General features: G+C 65.1%; 15 protein-coding genes. 13 read left to right on the forward strand and 2 right to left on the reverse strand.

Going from position 1 to position 17,022, the window contains the following annotated elements; all coding sequences use genetic code 11:
* Positions 1 to 120: 120 nt before the first annotated feature.
* On the forward strand, positions 121 to 984 hold the full coding sequence (locus DK847_RS15655) for a rhamnan synthesis F family protein (RefSeq protein ID WP_161957311.1): 864 nt from the start codon (positions 121 to 123) through the stop codon (positions 982 to 984).
* A gap of 415 nt (positions 985 to 1,399) precedes the next feature.
* Here DK847_RS15655 and ppsR read toward each other — a convergent pair whose 3' ends face one another.
* Both ppsR and DK847_RS15665 read right to left on the reverse strand, forming a co-directional pair.
* Positions 1,400 to 2,848, reverse strand: a complete 1,449-nt coding sequence (gene ppsR, locus DK847_RS15660) for a transcriptional regulator PpsR (RefSeq protein ID WP_161957312.1) — start codon at positions 2,846 to 2,848, stop codon at positions 1,400 to 1,402.
* Positions 2,849 to 2,888: 40 nt separating this feature from the next.
* Entirely contained in the window at positions 2,889 to 3,575 is a 687-nt protein-coding gene (locus tag DK847_RS15665) for a cobalamin B12-binding domain-containing protein (RefSeq protein ID WP_111199458.1), read from the reverse strand.
* Positions 3,576 to 3,845: 270 nt separating this feature from the next.
* Here DK847_RS15665 and bchF point away from each other — a divergent pair, with 270 nt between their 5' ends.
* Genes bchF through acsF form a run of 12 tightly spaced genes read left to right on the forward strand, consistent with a single transcriptional unit; the run spans position 3,846 to position 17,018 of the window.
* Entirely contained in the window at positions 3,846 to 4,337 is a 492-nt protein-coding gene (bchF, locus tag DK847_RS15670) for a 2-vinyl bacteriochlorophyllide hydratase (protein ID WP_111199459.1), read from the forward strand.
* A complete protein-coding gene (locus DK847_RS15675; protein WP_111199460.1) occupies positions 4,334 to 5,614 on the forward strand; it encodes a ferredoxin:protochlorophyllide reductase (ATP-dependent) subunit N in 1,281 nt (426 codons plus the stop codon). The genes bchF and DK847_RS15675 overlap by 4 nt, the downstream gene beginning before the upstream one ends.
* Before the next feature lie 2 nt (positions 5,615 to 5,616).
* Complete coding sequence (gene bchB / locus DK847_RS15680; RefSeq protein WP_111199461.1) at positions 5,617 to 7,143, forward strand: ferredoxin:protochlorophyllide reductase (ATP-dependent) subunit B; 1,527 nt, start codon at positions 5,617 to 5,619, stop codon at positions 7,141 to 7,143.
* A complete protein-coding gene (locus tag DK847_RS15685; protein WP_111199522.1) occupies positions 7,118 to 10,717 on the forward strand; it encodes a magnesium chelatase subunit H in 3,600 nt (1,199 codons plus the stop codon). The genes bchB and DK847_RS15685 overlap by 26 nt, the downstream gene beginning before the upstream one ends.
* Positions 10,714 to 11,619 (forward strand): ferredoxin:protochlorophyllide reductase (ATP-dependent) iron-sulfur ATP-binding protein, encoded by a 906-nt coding sequence (gene bchL, locus DK847_RS15690; RefSeq protein ID WP_111199462.1) that lies wholly within the window; start codon positions 10,714 to 10,716, stop codon positions 11,617 to 11,619. Before DK847_RS15685 ends, bchL begins: the two co-directional genes overlap by 4 nt.
* Positions 11,616 to 12,317 carry a magnesium protoporphyrin IX methyltransferase gene (gene bchM / locus DK847_RS15695; protein ID WP_111199523.1) on the forward strand — a complete coding sequence of 234 codons (702 nt, stop codon included), beginning with the start codon at positions 11,616 to 11,618 and terminating at the stop codon, positions 12,315 to 12,317. Before bchL ends, bchM begins: the two co-directional genes overlap by 4 nt.
* Positions 12,314 to 13,750: a PucC family protein gene (locus tag DK847_RS15700; protein ID WP_111199463.1), complete on the forward strand. Its 1,437-nt coding sequence runs from the start codon at positions 12,314 to 12,316 to the stop codon at positions 13,748 to 13,750. The genes bchM and DK847_RS15700 overlap by 4 nt, the downstream gene beginning before the upstream one ends.
* Before the next feature lie 16 nt (positions 13,751 to 13,766).
* A complete protein-coding gene (puhA, locus tag DK847_RS15705) occupies positions 13,767 to 14,546 on the forward strand; it encodes a photosynthetic reaction center subunit H (RefSeq protein WP_111199464.1) in 780 nt (259 codons plus the stop codon).
* On the forward strand, positions 14,543 to 15,199 hold the full coding sequence (gene puhB, locus DK847_RS15710; RefSeq protein WP_111199465.1) for a photosynthetic complex putative assembly protein PuhB: 657 nt from the start codon (positions 14,543 to 14,545) through the stop codon (positions 15,197 to 15,199). The genes puhA and puhB overlap by 4 nt, the downstream gene beginning before the upstream one ends.
* 8 nt (positions 15,200 to 15,207) lie before the next feature.
* Positions 15,208 to 15,654, forward strand: coding sequence for a photosynthetic complex assembly protein PuhC (gene puhC / locus DK847_RS15715; RefSeq protein WP_161957313.1), 447 nt, complete (start codon positions 15,208 to 15,210; stop codon positions 15,652 to 15,654).
* Entirely contained in the window at positions 15,654 to 15,950 is a 297-nt protein-coding gene (locus tag DK847_RS15720; protein ID WP_111199467.1) for a hypothetical protein, read from the forward strand. Before puhC ends, DK847_RS15720 begins: the two co-directional genes overlap by 1 nt.
* Positions 15,951 to 17,018 carry a magnesium-protoporphyrin IX monomethyl ester (oxidative) cyclase gene (acsF, locus tag DK847_RS15725; protein WP_111199468.1) on the forward strand — a complete coding sequence of 356 codons (1,068 nt, stop codon included), beginning with the start codon at positions 15,951 to 15,953 and terminating at the stop codon, positions 17,016 to 17,018.
* Positions 17,019 to 17,022 lie beyond the last annotated feature (4 nt).

Raw genomic sequence — 17,022 nt, forward strand, 5'->3', positions numbered from 1 at the left:
GAATGGTCAATTGCCATGCCACGATCTGAGATCGCACAGCGAACACATTTCTTCATCACCGACCTAAGAAAGCGAGCAGTCTCGACGATTTCCGGAGAGGTACGCAAAAGTGTGGAGGGCATGGATCCCAACAAGGATTCAAACTCATTCTGCATCTACGTGCACTTTGACTCTCGCAACTCAATCCACAGATATGTCAGAGAGCAGTTGGCAACACTCAGCGCCCGTGGATACCGCATCATTTTTGTCTCTCATGCGGTAGGCTCTCCGCCACTGGAAACATTGTCACCGTTCTGTACGATTCAGTTCCATAGACAGAATATCGGGCATGACTTCGGTGCTTATCACTTTGGGCTTCGCTACTTGCAGTCCCGGGGCGCTCATCCAGCCGAAGTTATACTAACCAACGACTCATGTTACGGCTACTTCGGTGACTTGACCAATATCATTGAAGCTTCGAGAAGTTCAGATGCATTGATCTGGTGGCTGACTGATAGTTATGAAATTGCATACCACGTCCAGAGTTATTTTCTGAGACTTAGTGGGGAACTTCTTTCCTCATTACAGTTCTGGCGGTTCTGGGAGCATCTGCCCAACACAACCGACAGGTCTCGGATCATCCGAAAGGGCGAGGTCGGCTTCACCCAGCATATGATCAAGCGAGGCATTACGGTAGATTGCTTCGCGCCCTATGAGCAGCTTGCGCTTGGGTGGCTCAAACTGCACGCAGGCAGGGTGAATGCTAGACCAGGGGAAAAGGCGTTCTTGGACTATGTAGAAAGTCAACTCGTGACGAATGCTCCTGTGAATCCGAGTCACTGCTTTGTTGAGGCTCTGCTCGAACGTGGAGTACCTTTGGTGAAGAGAGATCTTCTGCGCCACAATCCGCTGAAAGTGCCCAATTTGTTGAATATTGCACAAATCATAACGGCCAAGGGAAGCGACTTTTCCGCAACATCTGAGCACCTTAAGATCGCAGTCTGAAGGTTCCACGGCGCGCTGACTACCGATCAGACAATGCGGGCATCGCAATCCCGAACTTCTGACACTCGCTCAGGTCAACGCATTGGCAGTGCACAATTGCTGGCATTTGCAAAGATCTGCGGAGTGGTACAGCGTGCCACAGGCACAGGGTGTTTTGTTTGCACCTCTACGTGCATTAGCATGCCAAAGGCGGCAACCTTTTTGCATCGAAAATGCATCCGCAGAGCAAGTTGGCAGAGCACGGATACATCACCGCGCCTCGCGTCGTCACGTCCAACCCAATAGTGGCCGGGCGTGAGCCGGCCATCCTCTGGGCTGGCGGGGAAAGGATGCGCGGGTCAAGCCCGCGCCTCAGGGAATAGAGAAGCAGGGGAAGTGCGAGTGCTGCGCGGTTCGGCGCCGGACTTGCGCTGGCCTACTCTTCCTCGGGGCCCGACTTGTCCTCGATGCCGTAGCGGTGGAGCTTCACGTAAAGGCTCTGGCGGGAGAGGCCGAGCATGTCGGCGGCGCTGGCGCGGTTGTTGTCGGAGAGCTGCAGGGCGGCCTCGATGCACAAGCGTTCGATGATGTCGGTGGTTTCGCGCACCAGGTCCTTCAGCGGCACCTTGCCGACGAGCTTGGTCATCTCGTCGACCGAGCGCAGCAGGGTGCGGCGGTTCGATTCGGGCTCGGCGGCGCGGCGGCTGGCGCGGCGGATGGAGAAGCCGTAGCAGGTGGGGGCAGCGGGCGGCGAGGCGACGGCCGAGACCTCCACGTCCTCCGTCGTGCCGAACTGGCCGCGCAGCACGGTCTGGAACTGGCGCACCGCGCCGTTCTCCGCGAGGCTGTTGAACAGCACCGAAACATCGACACCGGCACGGCCCATCCAGCGGTCGATCGGCTCGCCGCGCGCCTGCTCCTCGGAGCCCAGCTGGGCGGCGTCGAGGAAGGCGGCATTGGCCGAGATGATGCGGCGCTCGAGGTCGGTCACCACGAAGGCCTCGGGCAGGTCGCGCAGCGCGTTGACCACGGCGGCCTGGCCGCGCGACACCACGATGCCGCTGGCGCCCGCCGCCATGGGCTGCAGGCGCATGAGGTAGAAGCTGGCGTTTTCCTGCCGGAAGATGGTGGCGCCCAGCACCGCCTGCTGCTGGCGGCCCTCCAGCGTGAGGGCCACGTCATCGGCCCGGCCGGTGGCGCGCAGCGCCGTCATCAGCTCTTCCACCTTGGGCGCGTCGGGGCCGTCGAACATCGCGGCGAATTGCGATCCGGCCAGCCGCTTCAGAGGCTTGTTCATCAGGTTGGCGGCGGCGGAATTGGCCTCGACGATGCGGCCGGTGCGCGAATCGACCACCACGATCGCCTCGGAGGACACCTGCATCAGCAGGCGGTAGCGGGTTTCGGCGTGGCGGAGCCTGGCATATTCCTGCTCGATCGACTGCTCGGCGGCGAGCAGCTTCTGCTGCACGGCGGCGACCTGGCGAAGGTCACGCCCGATGGCCACGAACTGGCCGCCGTTGCCCGCCTTCATCACGCAGTAGCGCACCGGAATGTCGGCGCCGTCCGCCTGCTGGTGGTTGATCTGGCGCCAGCGCGGCGGCAGGCCCATGGCGGCCTCCTGCAGCATCTGCTCGATCTTGGGGCGGCTCTCGATGGTCGACACCTCGGCCCAGGCCTTGCCAGGCCAGGTGGCGAAGATCTCCGCCGGGAGCTCGGCGCCGGCGAAGATCCGCTCGCCCAGCGTGCCGTCGGGGTTGATGACCAGCGCAATGTCGGCGGCGGCCGAGAGGAGAAGGGCAGACTCCCCCGCCTCGAGCTGCTGCAGCAACCCGGCGAGGCTGGCCTCCCGATCACGCGGATGAGAGGGCACGCTCTTGAGCGTCACGTCCTTGTCCTTCCATGAGCTGCGGCGGTTTCCACCATACTCACTCCACACCCACCAGGCCGGACCATGCATCGGCCCGGGCCACGGCATCCTGCGCGTCCCTCACGATGGCGTCGGCGTCAACGTCACGCGCCGTGATCGTGCGTCCATCGAACAGGACACCTCCAACGGCGATTCGCACGCCTTGGTTCCGTGAAGACGTTCTCACGCAACGGATAGCCGACCTCAGCGCCGGAAGCAACCGTTCTGAGGTTACAGAAAACCCTACAAAATCATATGGCTCGGCGGCAACGAGGCGTGCAATCTCCGGTTCATCGACCTTCAGGACGCAGGTGACGTTCCAGCCGGCGCGCAGCAGGTGCTCCTCGACGATGCGCAGGCCGAAAGTGTGCTGTTCGGTTGGCACCGGCAACAGTAAGGCATGGCCGCGCAGCTCGCTGCGCGGCACGGCCGGCAACCGGAACTGGCGCACCAGCTGCTGCAGGCGGGCCATGCCCAGCGTCACCTCGACGAAATCGCGCCGGTCCTCGCACCAGCACTCGCCCATCAGCCGCGCGGCGGGCGCAAGCAGTTCCAGCATCAGCGTTTCCGCCGGGACACCAGCACCCAGCAGCTGTTCGATGACCTGGACCGCATCGCCCTCATCGCCATCGCAGATGAAGCCGGTGAAGCTTTCCACCAGTTCGCCGGAAATGCCCGGCACGCGGAATGGAGAGGCGTCGTTCACCCCGATCCTCCTGCAGCGGTGAGACCGTCAAGCGTGCAGCACATAGGTCGCAAAACGCTCCCGGTCCAGACCCTGAATTGGCCGGCCGGCAGTCCGGACGGCGGCACGCACGGCGTGCGGGGCACTACCCCAGCGAGAGATACTATGTACCATTTTTTGGACGTCAACAAGTATTGACACTTTTTTTTATGGGGACTAGCCTCCGCAACAGGGCTGCAATCCTTCACCCCGTCTCCGACGGTGAGTGCAGCGGGCCCGGGAGAAGCAAAGATGCAAGTGCTAGGCGGCCAGCACGAGATCCGGACGGGGCTTTACACCGATGCCCAGCGGAAGCGCCGCGATTCCTCTCCCTGGACGCTCGTGCAGGGCATTCTCGCCCCCCTCCAGTTCATCGTTTTCCTGATCAGCCTCGGCCTCGTCCTGCGGACGCTGCTGACGGGCGACGGCGCCGCGATTGCCAACGCCTCCGTCGTGCTCAAGACGCTGCTGCTCTACACCATCATGGTGACCGGCTCGCTGTGGGAGAAGGACGTCTTCGGCAAGTATCTCTTCGCCCCCGCCTTCTTCTGGGAGGACGTGGTGAGCTTCGGGGTGATCGCGCTGCACACCGCCTACCTCCTGAGCCTGCTGAACGGCTGGATGAGCGAAACCGGCCTGATGTGGCTCGCACTCGTGGCCTATGCGGCCTACGTCACCAACGCGGCACAGTTCGTGCTGAAGCTCAGGGCGGCCCGGCTGCAATCGGCGGGGGCGGCGTCATGAACCTTCCCTTCCGCGCACCGCCCGCCTCCTGCAACGACATTCCGGTGCTGCGCGAGCGCGGCCAGCGGGAAGTGTTCTGCGGGCTGACCGGCATCGTCTGGCTGCACCGCAAGATCCAGGATGCCTTCTTCCTCGTCGTCGGCTCGCGCACCTGTGCCCACCTCATCCAGTCGGCTGCCGGCGTGATGATCTTCGCCGAGCCGCGCTTTGCCACCGCCATCATCGACGAGCGCGACCTTGCCGGTCTGTCCGAAATCGACGCGGAGCTGGACCGCGTGGTGAACCGGCTTCTCGAGCGCCGCCCCGACATCAAGATGCTGTTCCTCGTCGGCTCCTGCCCGTCCGAGGTGATCAAGCTCGACCTGAAGCGCGCCGCTGCGCGCCTGTCGCAGATTCACTCCCCGAAGGTCCGTGTGCTGAATTATTCCGGCAGCGGGATCGAGACGACCTTCACCCAGGGAGAAGACGCCTGTTTAGCCGCGCTGGTACCCTTCTCCCCCCTTCCAGCCAACGGCTATGTGCCCCCGCTCCTTGTGGCGGGGGCACTCTCCGACGTCGCCGAAGACCAGTTCCGCCGGATCTTCGCCGAGATGGGCCTCACCGACGTGGGCTTCCTGCCGGCGCGCAGCGCCGCCGCCATGCCTGCCATAGCACCGGGCACGAAATACCTGCTCGCCCAGCCCTTCCTGAACGACACGGCCCGCGCCCTCGAGGAACGCGGCGCCGTGCATATCCCCGCGCCCTTCCCGCTGGGCGCCGAGGGCACCACCGCCTGGTTCAAGGCCGCGGCCGATGCCTTCGATATTCCCGAAGCGAAGCTGCGCGCCGCCACCGAGGCCGGCCATATCCGCGCCAGGCTGGCGATGGAGCCGCACCGCGCGATGCTCGAGGGCAAGCGCATCTTCTTCTTCCCCGACTCGCAGCTCGAAATTCCGCTTGCCCGCTTCGTGGCACAGGAGCTGGGCATGGAGCCGGTCGAGGTGGGAACACCCTACCTGCAGCGCGCGCATCTCGCCCAGGAGATCGGCCAGCTTCCCGCCGGCACCGTCGTCAGCGAGGGACAGGACGTCGAGAAGCAGCTCGACCGCTGCCGCGCCGCGAAGCCGGATCTCGTGGTCTGCGGACTGGGCCTCGCCAACCCGCTGGAGGCCGAGGGCTTCACCACCAAGTGGTCCATCGAACTCGTGTTCACCCCGATCCATGGCTATGAACAGGCCGGCGACCTTGCCCGCCTGTTCTCCCGCCCCATGGACCGCCGCACCCGGTTGGGGGGTTAGACATGCAGCTCACCCTCTGGACCTATGAAGGCCCGCCGCACATCGGCGCCATGCGCATCGCAACGGCGATGGACGGACTGCATTATGTGCTGCACGCGCCGCAGGGCGACACCTATGCCGACCTGCTCTTCACCATGATCGAGCGCCGCAATGCCCGCCCGCCCGTGACCTACACCACCTTCCAGGCCCGTGACCTTGGCGGGGATACGGCCGAACTGTTCAAGACCGCCGCTGCCGATGCCTATGAGCGCTTCAAGCCGCAGGCCATGATCGTGGGCGCCTCCTGCACGGCGGAACTGATCCAGGACGATCCGGGCGGGCTTGCCAAGGCGCTGGCGCTGCCGGTGCCGGTGATCCCGCTGGAGCTTCCCTCCTACCAGAAGAAGGAGAACTGGGGCGCTTCCGAGACCTTCTACCAGATCGTGCGCGCGCTGTGCGTGCCGCGCCGTGACGCCGCAGCGAACCCGCGCTCGTGCAACATACTCGGGCCGACGGCACTCGGTTTCCGCCACCGTGACGACCTCGCGGAGATTTCCCGGCTGCTTGAAAGGATGGGTGTGACCATCAATGTCGTGGCTCCGCTGGACGCGACACCCGACGACATCCGCCGCATTCCGGAGGCTTCGTTCAATGTCGTGCTCTATCCGGAAACGGCCGAGACGGCAGGCCGCTGGCTGGAACGCAACTGCAAGCAGCCGATGACCAGCATCGTCCCCATCGGGGTTTCCGCCACGCGTGACTTCATCGCCCAGGTGGCATCGCTGGCAGGCCTCGATGCCGATGCCGCGGACAAGGCCGGAGCCTCGCGCCTGCCGTGGTATTCGCGCTCGGTTGACTCGACCTACCTGACGGGCAAGCGCGTCTTCATCTTCGGCGACGCCACGCATGCGCTGGCGGCAGCACGAATCGCCCGGGAGGAACTGGGTTTCGAGGTGGTGGGGCTTGGCACCTACTCGCGCGAGTTCGCGCGCCCGGTTCGCGAGGCGGCCGCCAGGCTGGGCCTCGAGGCGCTGATCACCGACGACTATCTCGAGGTCGAGGCGAAGGTTGCGGAACTCCAGCCGGAACTGGTGCTCGGCACCCAGATGGAACGCCACATCGCCAAGAAGCTGGGCTTCCCCTGTGCCGTGATCTCCGCCCCCGTCCATGTGCAGGATTTCCCCGCCCGCTATTCGCCGCAGATGGGCTTCGAGGGGGCCAATGTCATTTTCGATAGCTGGGTCCATCCGCTGATGATGGGGCTGGAGGAGCATCTTCTCCACATGTTCCGCGGTGACTTCGAATTCAACGACAAGGCGGCCGCCTCGCACCTCGGCGCAGGCGCCACCAAGCCCGCAGAGCCTGCACCGCCCCCGCCCGGCCCGACGCAGGGCGGCTGGGCTGCGGAGGCCGAGAAGGAACTTCAGAAGATCCCGTTCTTCGTGCGTGGCAAGGCGCGCCGCAACACCGAGCGCTTCGCAGCCGAACGCGGGATTGCCCTCATCACCATCGAGACGCTGTATGATGCCAAAGCACACTACAGCCGATAGGGCGAAAGCCCATGTGGTGATCGTCACCCTGGACAACCACATCACGGGTGCGGTGGCGCGCGTGAACGCGCAGCTGGCACGCCAGGTGCCGGGGCTGACGCTCTCCGTCCATGCCGCATCGAACTGGGGCGCAAACCCCGAGATGCTTGCCGCCTGCATCGAGGACATCGGCAAGGGCGACATCGTCATTGCTACGATGCTGTTCATGGAGGATCACATCCAGGCGGTGATGCCGGCGCTTCAGGCGCGGCGCGACGCCTGTGACGCCATGGTGTGCTTCATGTCGGCCGGCGAGGTGATCAAGCTCACCCGCATGGGCCGCTTCAGCATGAACGGCAGCCAGGGCACCATCGTCAACCTTCTGAAGAAACTGCGCGGCGCCAAGACCAACAAGGATACCGAGAAGGCGACGGCCGGCGAGAAGCAACTCGCCATGCTGAAGCGCCTGCCGAAGATCCTGCGCTTCATCCCCGGCTCCGCCCAGGACGTGCGGGCCTATTTCCTCGCCATGCAGTATTGGCTGGCGGGGTCCGAGGAGAACATCGGCCAGCTGGTCCGCTTCCTCATCTCGAAGTTCGCCGACGGCCCGCGCAAGGGCCTGCGTGGCATCGCCTATCGCGAGCCACAGACCTATCCGGAAGTCGGCGTCTATCACCCCCGGCTCGCGCACCGCATGAGTGAGACGGCAGACGACCTGCCCTCGCCTCCCACCGTGCGCAAGGGCACCGTGGGCCTGCTGCTGATGCGCTCCTACGTGCTGTCGGGCGACACTGCGCATTACGACGGCGTGATCGCGGCCTTCGAGTCGCGTGGCCTCAAGGTCATTCCCGCCTTTGCCACGGGTCTCGACCAGCGCCCGGCGATCGAGCGCTTCTTCATGAGGAACGGCAGGCCGGCGATCGACGCGCTGGTCTCGCTCTCCGGCTTCTCGCTGGTGGGCGGCCCCGCCTACAATGATGCGCGGGCGGCGGAAGACATGCTGGTGAAGCTGGATGTGCCCTATCTTGCCGCCCAGCCGGTGGAGTTCCAGACACTCGAGGAGTGGGAGGAGTCCGAACGCGGGCTTCACCCCATCGAGACGACGATGATGATCGCCATTCCGGAGCTCGACGGCGCTGCCGGCGGCGTCGTCTTTGGCGGGCGCTCGGTCGTCGACCAGGGCGAGCGGGGCATGCGCGTTCAGGCCGAACGGGCCTCGATGCTGGCGGCCCGCGTGGCAAGGCAGGTGGCCTTGCGGCAGGCCGCCAAGGCCGAGCGCAAGATCGCCATCGTGCTGTTCAATTTTCCGCCGAATGCCGGCGCCGTTGGCACGGCGGCTTTCCTCTCTGTCTTCGAGTCACTGTTCAACACGCTGGCCGCCATGAAGGCAGACGGATACGACGTAGAGGTTCCCGCCTCCGTCGAGGAACTGCAGGCGCGCATTCTCAAGGGCAATGCCGAGCGTTTCGGATCGGATGCCAACGTCATTCACCGCATCGCCGCGGATGACCATGTGCGGCGCGAGACGCATCTGCGCGAGATCGAGGCGCAGTGGGGACCCGCCCCCGGCCGGCAGCAAGCCGATGGCTCCTCGATCCACGTCCTGGGCGAGCGCTTCGGCAACGTGCTGGTGGGCATCCAGCCTGCCTTCGGATACGAGGGCGACCCGATGCGGCTTCTGTTCGAGAAGAGCTTCACGCCCACCCATGCCTTCTCTGCCTTCTACCGCTATCTGCGCGAGGATTTCGGCGCCCATGCGGTGCTGCATTTCGGAACGCATGGTGCGCTGGAATTCATGCCCGGCAAGCAGTCCGGCCTGTCGGCCCAGTGCTGGCCCGACCGGCTGATCGGCGACCTGCCGAACCTCTACCTCTATGCCGCAAACAATCCCTCGGAAGGCACCATCGCCAAGCGCCGCGCGGGTGCGACGCTGGTGAGCTACCTCACCCCGCCACTGGCGCAGGCAGGCCTTTACCGCGGCCTCGCCGATCTCAAGGCATCGATCGGACGGTGGCGCAGCCTGGAACCGGCAGCGTCGGAACGGCACGATCTCGCCCTGCTGATCCAGGCGCAGGCTGCGACGGTGGACCTGGCGACCGCGGAGCCGGCGTGGAACGACCCCGAGACGCAGGTTCACGCGCTGCAGCAGCAGGTTCTCGAACTCGAATACACGCTGATCCCCCACGGGCTGCACGTCGTCGGCCAGGCCATGGACGCCGACGCCAGGCGCGAAACCCTGGCGAGCGTTGCCGAGGCCGGAACGGCCACCGACCTGGCGGAAATGGACCGGCTGCTGTCGGAGGACCACGAAATCGAAGGCTTGCTGAAGGCCCTCGATGCGCGCTTCATCCGCCCGGTGCCCGGCGGCGACCTGCTTCGCTCGCCCAACATCCTGCCCACCGGCCGCAACCTGCATGGCTTCGACCCGTTCCGCATTCCGTCCGCCTTCGCGGTGAAGGATGGTGCACGGCAGGCACAATTGCTGCTGGACACGCATGTTGCCAGCGGCAAGCCGCTGCCCGAGACGGTGGCGCTGGTGCTGTGGGGTACCGACAACCTCAAGAGCGAGGGCGGCCCGATCGCCCAGGCGCTGGCACTGCTGGGTGCGGCACCGCGCTTCGACAGCTTCGGCCGCCTTTGCGGCGCCAGCCTCCTGCCGCTGGAGGAACTGGGCCGGCCCCGCGTCGACGTGATGCTGACACTGTCCGGCATCTTCCGCGACCTGCTGCCGCTGCAAACCCGGATGCTGGCTGAGGCCTGCTGGCTCGCCGCTTCTGCCGACGAGCCGGAGAGCCGGAACTTCATCCGCAAACATGCGCTGGCACACATGGCGGCAACGGGCTGTGACCTGGAGACAGCGGCGCTGCGCGTCTTCTCCAATGCCGATGGCGCCTACGGATCGAACGTCAACATGCTGGTCGACAGCGGGCGCTGGGAAGACGAGGACGAACTGGGCGACCTCTTTGCCAAGCGCAAGAGCTTTGCCCATGGCCGCTCTGGCCAGGTCGCACAGCAATCGCAGCTCATGGCGGCGGTGCTGTCCGGCGTCGATCTTGCCTATCAGAACCTCGAGAGCGTCGAACTCGGCGTCACCACCATCGATCACTATTTCGACTCGCTGGGCGGCATCAGCCGGGCGGCGGAGAAGCAGCGCGGCAGTGCCGTGCCCGTCTATATCGGCGACCAGACGCGCGGCGCGGGGGTCGTCCGGACCCTCGCCGACCAGGTGGCCCTCGAAAGCCGCACGCGCGTGCTGAACCCCAAGTGGTACGAGGGCATGCTCAAGCACGGCCACGAGGGCGTTCGCCACATCGAATGCCACCTCACCAACACGGTGGGCTGGTCTGCCACCACGGGCCAGGTGGCGCCGTGGGTCTACCAGCAATTCACGCAGACCTATGTCCTCGACGAAAGGATGCGTGACCGGCTCGCCTCGCTGAACCCGAAGGCGGCGATGAAGGTGGTCAACAGATTGCTCGAAGCACAGCGGCGCGACTTCTGGTCGCCCGACGCGGAGACCCTCGCAGCGCTCGAACGCGCCGGGGAAGAACTTGAAGACAGGCTCGAAGGCATTGGGGTGGAGGTAGCGGCATGACATTGGTGATCGATCGCAAGCCGAAATCCCGAAACCCGCGCGAGGATGGCGACGGCAGCGTGCAGGTGCACCTCGACCCCACCGCCAGCATCGGCACGGCGAAGGTCTTCTCGGTCTATGGCAAGGGTGGCATCGGCAAGAGCACGACGTCCTCGAACCTCTCGGTTGCCTTCTCGAAGCTGGGCAAGCGCGTGCTGCAGATCGGCTGCGATCCGAAGCATGACTCGACCTTCACGCTCACCAAGAGCCTCGTCCCAACCGTGATCGACATCCTCGAACAGGTGGATTTCCATTCCGAGGAACTCCGCCCGGAGGATTTCGTATTCGAGGGCTACAATGGCGTGATGTGCGTCGAGGCCGGAGGCCCGCCGGCCGGAACAGGCTGCGGTGGCTATGTCGTCGGGCAGACGGTGAAGCTGCTGAAGGAGCATCACCTGCTGGAAGACACCGATGTCGTGATCTTCGACGTGCTGGGGGACGTCGTCTGCGGCGGCTTCGCTTCGCCCCTGCAGCATGCCGACCGGGCTCTGATCGTGACGGCCAACGACTTCGACTCGATCTTCGCCATGAACCGCATCGTTGCGGCGATCAATGCAAAGGCAAAGAATTACGGCGTCCGGGTGGGCGGCGTCATCGCCAACCGCTCGAAGGATACCGACCAGATCGACCGCTTCGCCGAGGCGACCGGCCTGCGCCGCATCGCGCACCTGCCGGATGTCGACGCCATCCGCCTGAGCCGTCTCAAGAAATCCACGCTGTTCGAGATGCCGTCGTCCCCGGAAGTGGACCACGTCCAGAATGAGTACATGCGCCTCGCCGCCCAGCTTTGGGCGGGATACGAGCCGTGCGACGCGAAGTCCATGAAGGACCGCGACATCTTCGATTTCCTGGGGTTCGACTGATGAGCGACAGCTACCTCGAGCGGCGCGGCGAGATCGAGACCTACTTCGACCGGACGGCCGCGCATGCCTGGCAGAAACTGACCTCGGATGCGCCGGTGTCAGGCATCCGCGCCACCGTGCGCGCGGGCCGCGACCGGATGCGCAGCACCCTCCTCTCCTTCCTGCCCGAAGACCTGCGTGGCGCCCGCATCCTCGATGCCGGCTGCGGCACGGGCGCGCTGGCGGTCGAGGCCGCGAAGCGGGGTGCCGACGTCACGGCCGTCGACATCTCGCCCACATTGATCGGCATCGCCAAGGAGCGCCTGCCGGAGAGGCTGGGGCACGGCCGGATTCACTTCATCGCCGGTGACATGCTGGACAAGAAGCATGGAACATTCGACCACGTGGTGGCGATGGACTCGCTCATTCACTACAGCCTGCCGGACATGGTGGGAATGCTTGCAAGGCTTGCCGAGATGAGCCGCAGCGGCGTGCACTTCACTTACGCACCGAGGACACCGGCACTGGCAGCCATGCACTTCGTCGGCAAGGCCTTCCCGCGCAGCGATCGGTCGCCGCGCATTGTTCCGCATGCGACGTCGTCGCTGTACCGTGGCATCAGCCGCTCGGAACATCTCGGCGACTGGCGGCCCGGCCGCAACGCACGGGTTTCCAGCGGCTTCTATATCTCCCATGCGCAGGAGCTGAAGCGCACATGAGGAGCATCAACCGCAAGATGATATCGGCGCTGCAGCAGATCGGTCCGCGATTCCTGCCCTTCGCCGATGCCGCGACCAGGGAGCTCCCCCTGTCCCGGCTCTTGCGGCTGTCGCTGTTCCAGGTCTCCGTCGGCATGGCCCTGGTGCTGCTGACCGGAACGCTGAACCGCGTGATGATCGTCGAACTCGGCGTGCCGGCCTGGCTCGTCGGGCTGATGGTGTCGATCCCCGTGCTGATCGCGCCCTTCCGCGCATTGATCGGCTTCAAGTCGGACACCCACAAGTCGGTGCTGGGCTGGCGGCGCGTGCCCTATATCTGGTTCGGCACGATGATGCAGTTCGGCGGCTTCGCCATCCTGCCTTTTGCGCTTCTGGTGCTGACGGGCAACGGCCACGGCCCGGCCGTGTGGGGCGAGATCGGCGCCGCACTGGCCTTCCTGCTGATCGGTGCGGGAATCAACACCACGCAGACGGCGGGGCTGGCGCTCGCAAACGACCTCGCCTCGGAGGAAACCCGGCCACGCGTCGTTGCCCTGCTCTATGTCATGCTGCTCGCCGGCATGGTGGTGAGCGCACTCGTGTTCGGCAGCCTGCTGCATGACTTCACCGCGAAGCAGCTGATCCAGATCATCCAGGGTGTTGCCGTGCTGACGGTGGTGCTGAACGGCGTTGCCATGTGGAAGCAGGAGGCACGCAACCCCGCCCTGACATCACGCGACGCAGCGCGCATCAGCTTCAGCGAGGCCTGGCGGCAATTCAGTGGCGCAGGACGTGCAAAGCGCCTGCTGATCGGGGTGGGTCTCGGTTCAGCCGCCTTTTCGATGCAGGATATCCTGCTCGAGCCGTTTGGCGGCCAGGTATTCGGCCTCAATGTCGGGCAGACCACGTGGCTCACGGCCACCATGGCGCTGGGAACCCTGGCAGGCTTCGCCATCTCGGCCCGCCGCCTCGGACATGGCGGCGACCCCTATCGCCTTGCCTCCCTCGGCATCCTGGCGGGGATCTTCGCCTTCGCCGCCGTCATCTTCTCTCCGGTGCTGTCGGTCGTCTCGTTGTTCCAGACGGGCGTCTTCTTCATCGGGCTGGGCGGCGGACTGTTTTCGGTCGGCATGCTGACGGCTGCGATGGATCTTGCCTCCAGTGGATCAGGCACGATGAGCGGCTTCGCACTCGGAGCCTGGGGCGGCGTGCAGGCAACGGCGGCAGGCCTCGGCGTCGGGCTCAGCGGCCTGCTGCGCGACGCCGTGTCAGGCATGGCCATGAACGGCGACCTCGGTTCCGCGACCACCGGCCCGGCCGCGGGCTATGTGGCGGTGTACCAGATCGAAATCGTGCTTTTGTTCGCAACCCTCGCCGTCATCGGACCTCTGGTGCGCGGCTCAAAGCTTTCAACAAGACAGCCGGGTTTCGGCCTGGCGCAATATCCGGGCTGACCGAAGGAGAACAACCATGTCTGCAGCCTTGACCCAGTATGTCGATGTCGCCCAGGTCGTGCTCTACGCCTTCTGGGCGTTCCTCGCCGGGATCATCATCTACCTCCACCGCGAGGACAAGCGCGAGGGCTATCCGCTGGAGTCGGAGCGCTCGGCCAACATCACGGTGCAGGGCTGGCCAGCGGTTCCCGCCCCCAAGACCTATCTTCTCGCCGATGGCACCACGGTGCAGGCGCCGCGCGCCGAGCCCCATGACAGCCGCCCCATCAAGGCGACGCCGATCGGGCCCTGGCCGGGTGCACCGCTGGAGCCGGACGGCGACGCGATGGTGGATGGCGTCGGTCCGGCTGCCTATGCCGAGCGGCAGGACATTCCGGATGCGCTGTTCACCGGCGAGCCGAAGCTGTCGCCCTTGCGCAACAATCCCGCCTGGCACGTCGAGGAGCGCGACCCCGATCCGCGCGGCATGCCGGTGATCGGCTGCGACGGCAAGCAGGGCGGCACGGTGAAGGACGTGTGGGTCGACCGCTCGGAATACATCATGCGCTACCTCGAAGTCGAAGTGAGCGACAAGGAAGGCCATACCCGCAACGTGCTGCTGCCCACGACGCTGGCCCGCATCTGGGGCGGCAAGCGGCGGATCGAGGTGAAGTCCATCACCTCGAAGCAGTTCATCAAGGTGCCGGGACTGCGGAACCCGGATGTCGTCACCCGCCTGGAGGAGGACAAGATCTGCGCCTTCTACGCCGGCGGACACCTTTATGCCATTCCCGATCGCGCCGAGCCGCTGGTATGACCGAGCATCACGACGATTTCGACTTCGAGCCGGTCCGCGGCCTGCCGCAGAACCTGCCAAAGGGCGAGCGCATGCTGTGGCAGGGCGCGCCCCGCTGGCAGGACCTGGCAGTGCATGCCTTTCATGTGCGCAAGGTGATCTGGTATTTTGCCGGTCTCACCCTGCTCGCGGGCGCGTTGAGATATGCCGAGGGCGAAGGCCTTGCCTATGCCGCCCGGCCCTTCCAGTGGCTGATGCCGATGGGGCTGGTGGCGGCAGCATTGCTCTCCGGCCTCGCATACCTGAGCGCCCGGACCACCGTCTACACCATCACGACACGGCGCGTGGTGATGCGGATCGGCATGGCGCTGCCCGTGACGCTGAACCTGCCGTTCAGCCAGGTCGATGGCGCGTCGCTCAGGATCCACGGCAACGGCTCCGGAGATATTCCGCTGAAGGTGACGAAGAAGGAGCGCATCGCCTACCTGCTGCTGTGGCCCCATGCGCGGCCCTTCAAGTTCGCGCATCCGGAGCCCTGCCTGCGCTGCGTGCCGGGCGCCGATGACGTAGCAAGCCTGCTCGCCGCAGCCTTGACGGGAACCGCCACCACGCCCCTTGCAAGGCAGGCGCGCGACCATCGCCCATCCAAGGCCAGCCAGCCGGTGGCCGCATGAGAAGCGTCATGGCCCAGCATCCTGCCCGCAGGCCGCACCCCGCCGCACTGGCGGCGGCCGGCATGGTGGTGGCGGCGCTGCTGGCCGCCTCGGTGGCCCGCGTCGGGGGCTATTCGCCGGTCCAAAGCCTCGGAACGGCGGAGGTCGCCCAGAGCCGCCTGCTGCGGTTTGAAAGCGATGCGCAGGGCGTCGCCGTGATCGATGCCACGACGGGCACCATCATCACGCATACCAGTGGCGAGGGCTTCATTCCCGGCGTGCTGCGCGGGCTCAACCGCATGCGGCAGACCGAGCAGGCCAGCACCGCCGATGCCTATCGTCTCGAGCATTTGAGCAATGGGCGGCTGCTGCTGGTCGATACGGCGTCCGGCGTATCGCTCGACCTCGCTGCCTATGGCCGCGACAACGCGGCCTCCTTCCTCCGCTTCCTTTCACCTTCAGGAGACCAGGGCTGATGCTGAACATCTTCACACCGGACCGGCAGGACGTGATGTGCACCGTGCGCGTGGTGAACACCTTCGAGAGCCTGGGCGCGCATGTGGAACTCGATGATGGCGTGACGGTGGAACCGGGCGACGAGGTGCTCGTCCACGGCAAGCCGATCATCGTGCCCTATGGCGAGAGCGCGACGGAGCGCCGCAAGGCGACGATCACGCGGGCCACCTGGCTGGAGCGCAAGTGGGTGAGGCTCACGGGCGATCTGGAATTCATGGAACTTCTGGAATTCAGCTTTTCGGGGGAGGAGCTTTAAATGACCATCGAGACACTGGGCATCAGGCCCGCCGACACGCTCGCCAAGGCACAGGAATCGACCGTGCTGAGCCCGCGCTTCTACACCACCGACTTCGCCGCCCTCGACAGGCTGGACGTGAGCCCCGTGCGCGAGGAGTGGGACAAGCTCATCGCCGAGATGCAGTCCGACCCCAACAAGGGCCACTTCAAGCGCAACGAGGAATGGGACCACGTCGACCTTGCCGCCCTGCCCGAAGGCCTGCGGCGCGAGCTGGTGGATTTCCTTGTCAGCTCGCTCACCGCGGAATTCTCAGGCTGCGTGCTCTATTCGGAGATGCGCAAGCGCGGCACCAACCCCGACCTCTGCGAGCTCTTCCGCCTGATGGCCCGCGACGAGGGCCGGCACGCGGGCTTCATCAACGACACGCTGAAGGATTTCGGCCTCGGCGTTGACTTAGGGTTCCTGACCAAGACGAAGAAATACACCTTCTTCCGGCCCAAGTTCATCTTCTATGCGACCTATCTCTCCGAGAAGATCGGCTATGCGCGTTACATCACCATCTTCCGTCACCTGCAGGCGCATCCCGGCAAGCGCATCCACCCGATCTTCAAGTGGTTCGAGCAGTGGTGCAATGACGAGTTCCGCCACGGGGAAGCCTTCGCACTGCTGATGCGGGCACATCCGGAGCTGCTCTCCGGCCTCAACAAGCTGTGGGTGAAGTTCTTCCTGATGGCGGTCTTCGCCACCATGTATGTGCGCGACCACCAGCGGCCTCACTTCCATGAGGCGATGGGCATCGACCCCACCGAATATGGCTACAAGGTCTTCAAGGTGACCTCGGAGATCTCCCGCCAGGTCTTCCCGCTGGAGCTCGACATCGACAATCCGGCTTTCTTCGCCGGCCTCGAGAAATTGAGGAAGATCAATGACCGTGCCGCCGTATGGCAGAAGAAAGGTGGCATGACAGCGAAGCTGGGGAAGGCCTGGACGGCAGTGGCGGCGGGCGCGACCCTGATGCGCCTCTACCTGATCCCGGCGAAGTCCAACGACCTGCCCGCCGACATCCGCCTCGCGCCAACCTGGTGACCGG

Source organism: Aestuariivirga litoralis (assembly GCF_003234965.1).
GTDB lineage: Bacteria > Pseudomonadota > Alphaproteobacteria > Rhizobiales > Aestuariivirgaceae > Aestuariivirga > Aestuariivirga litoralis.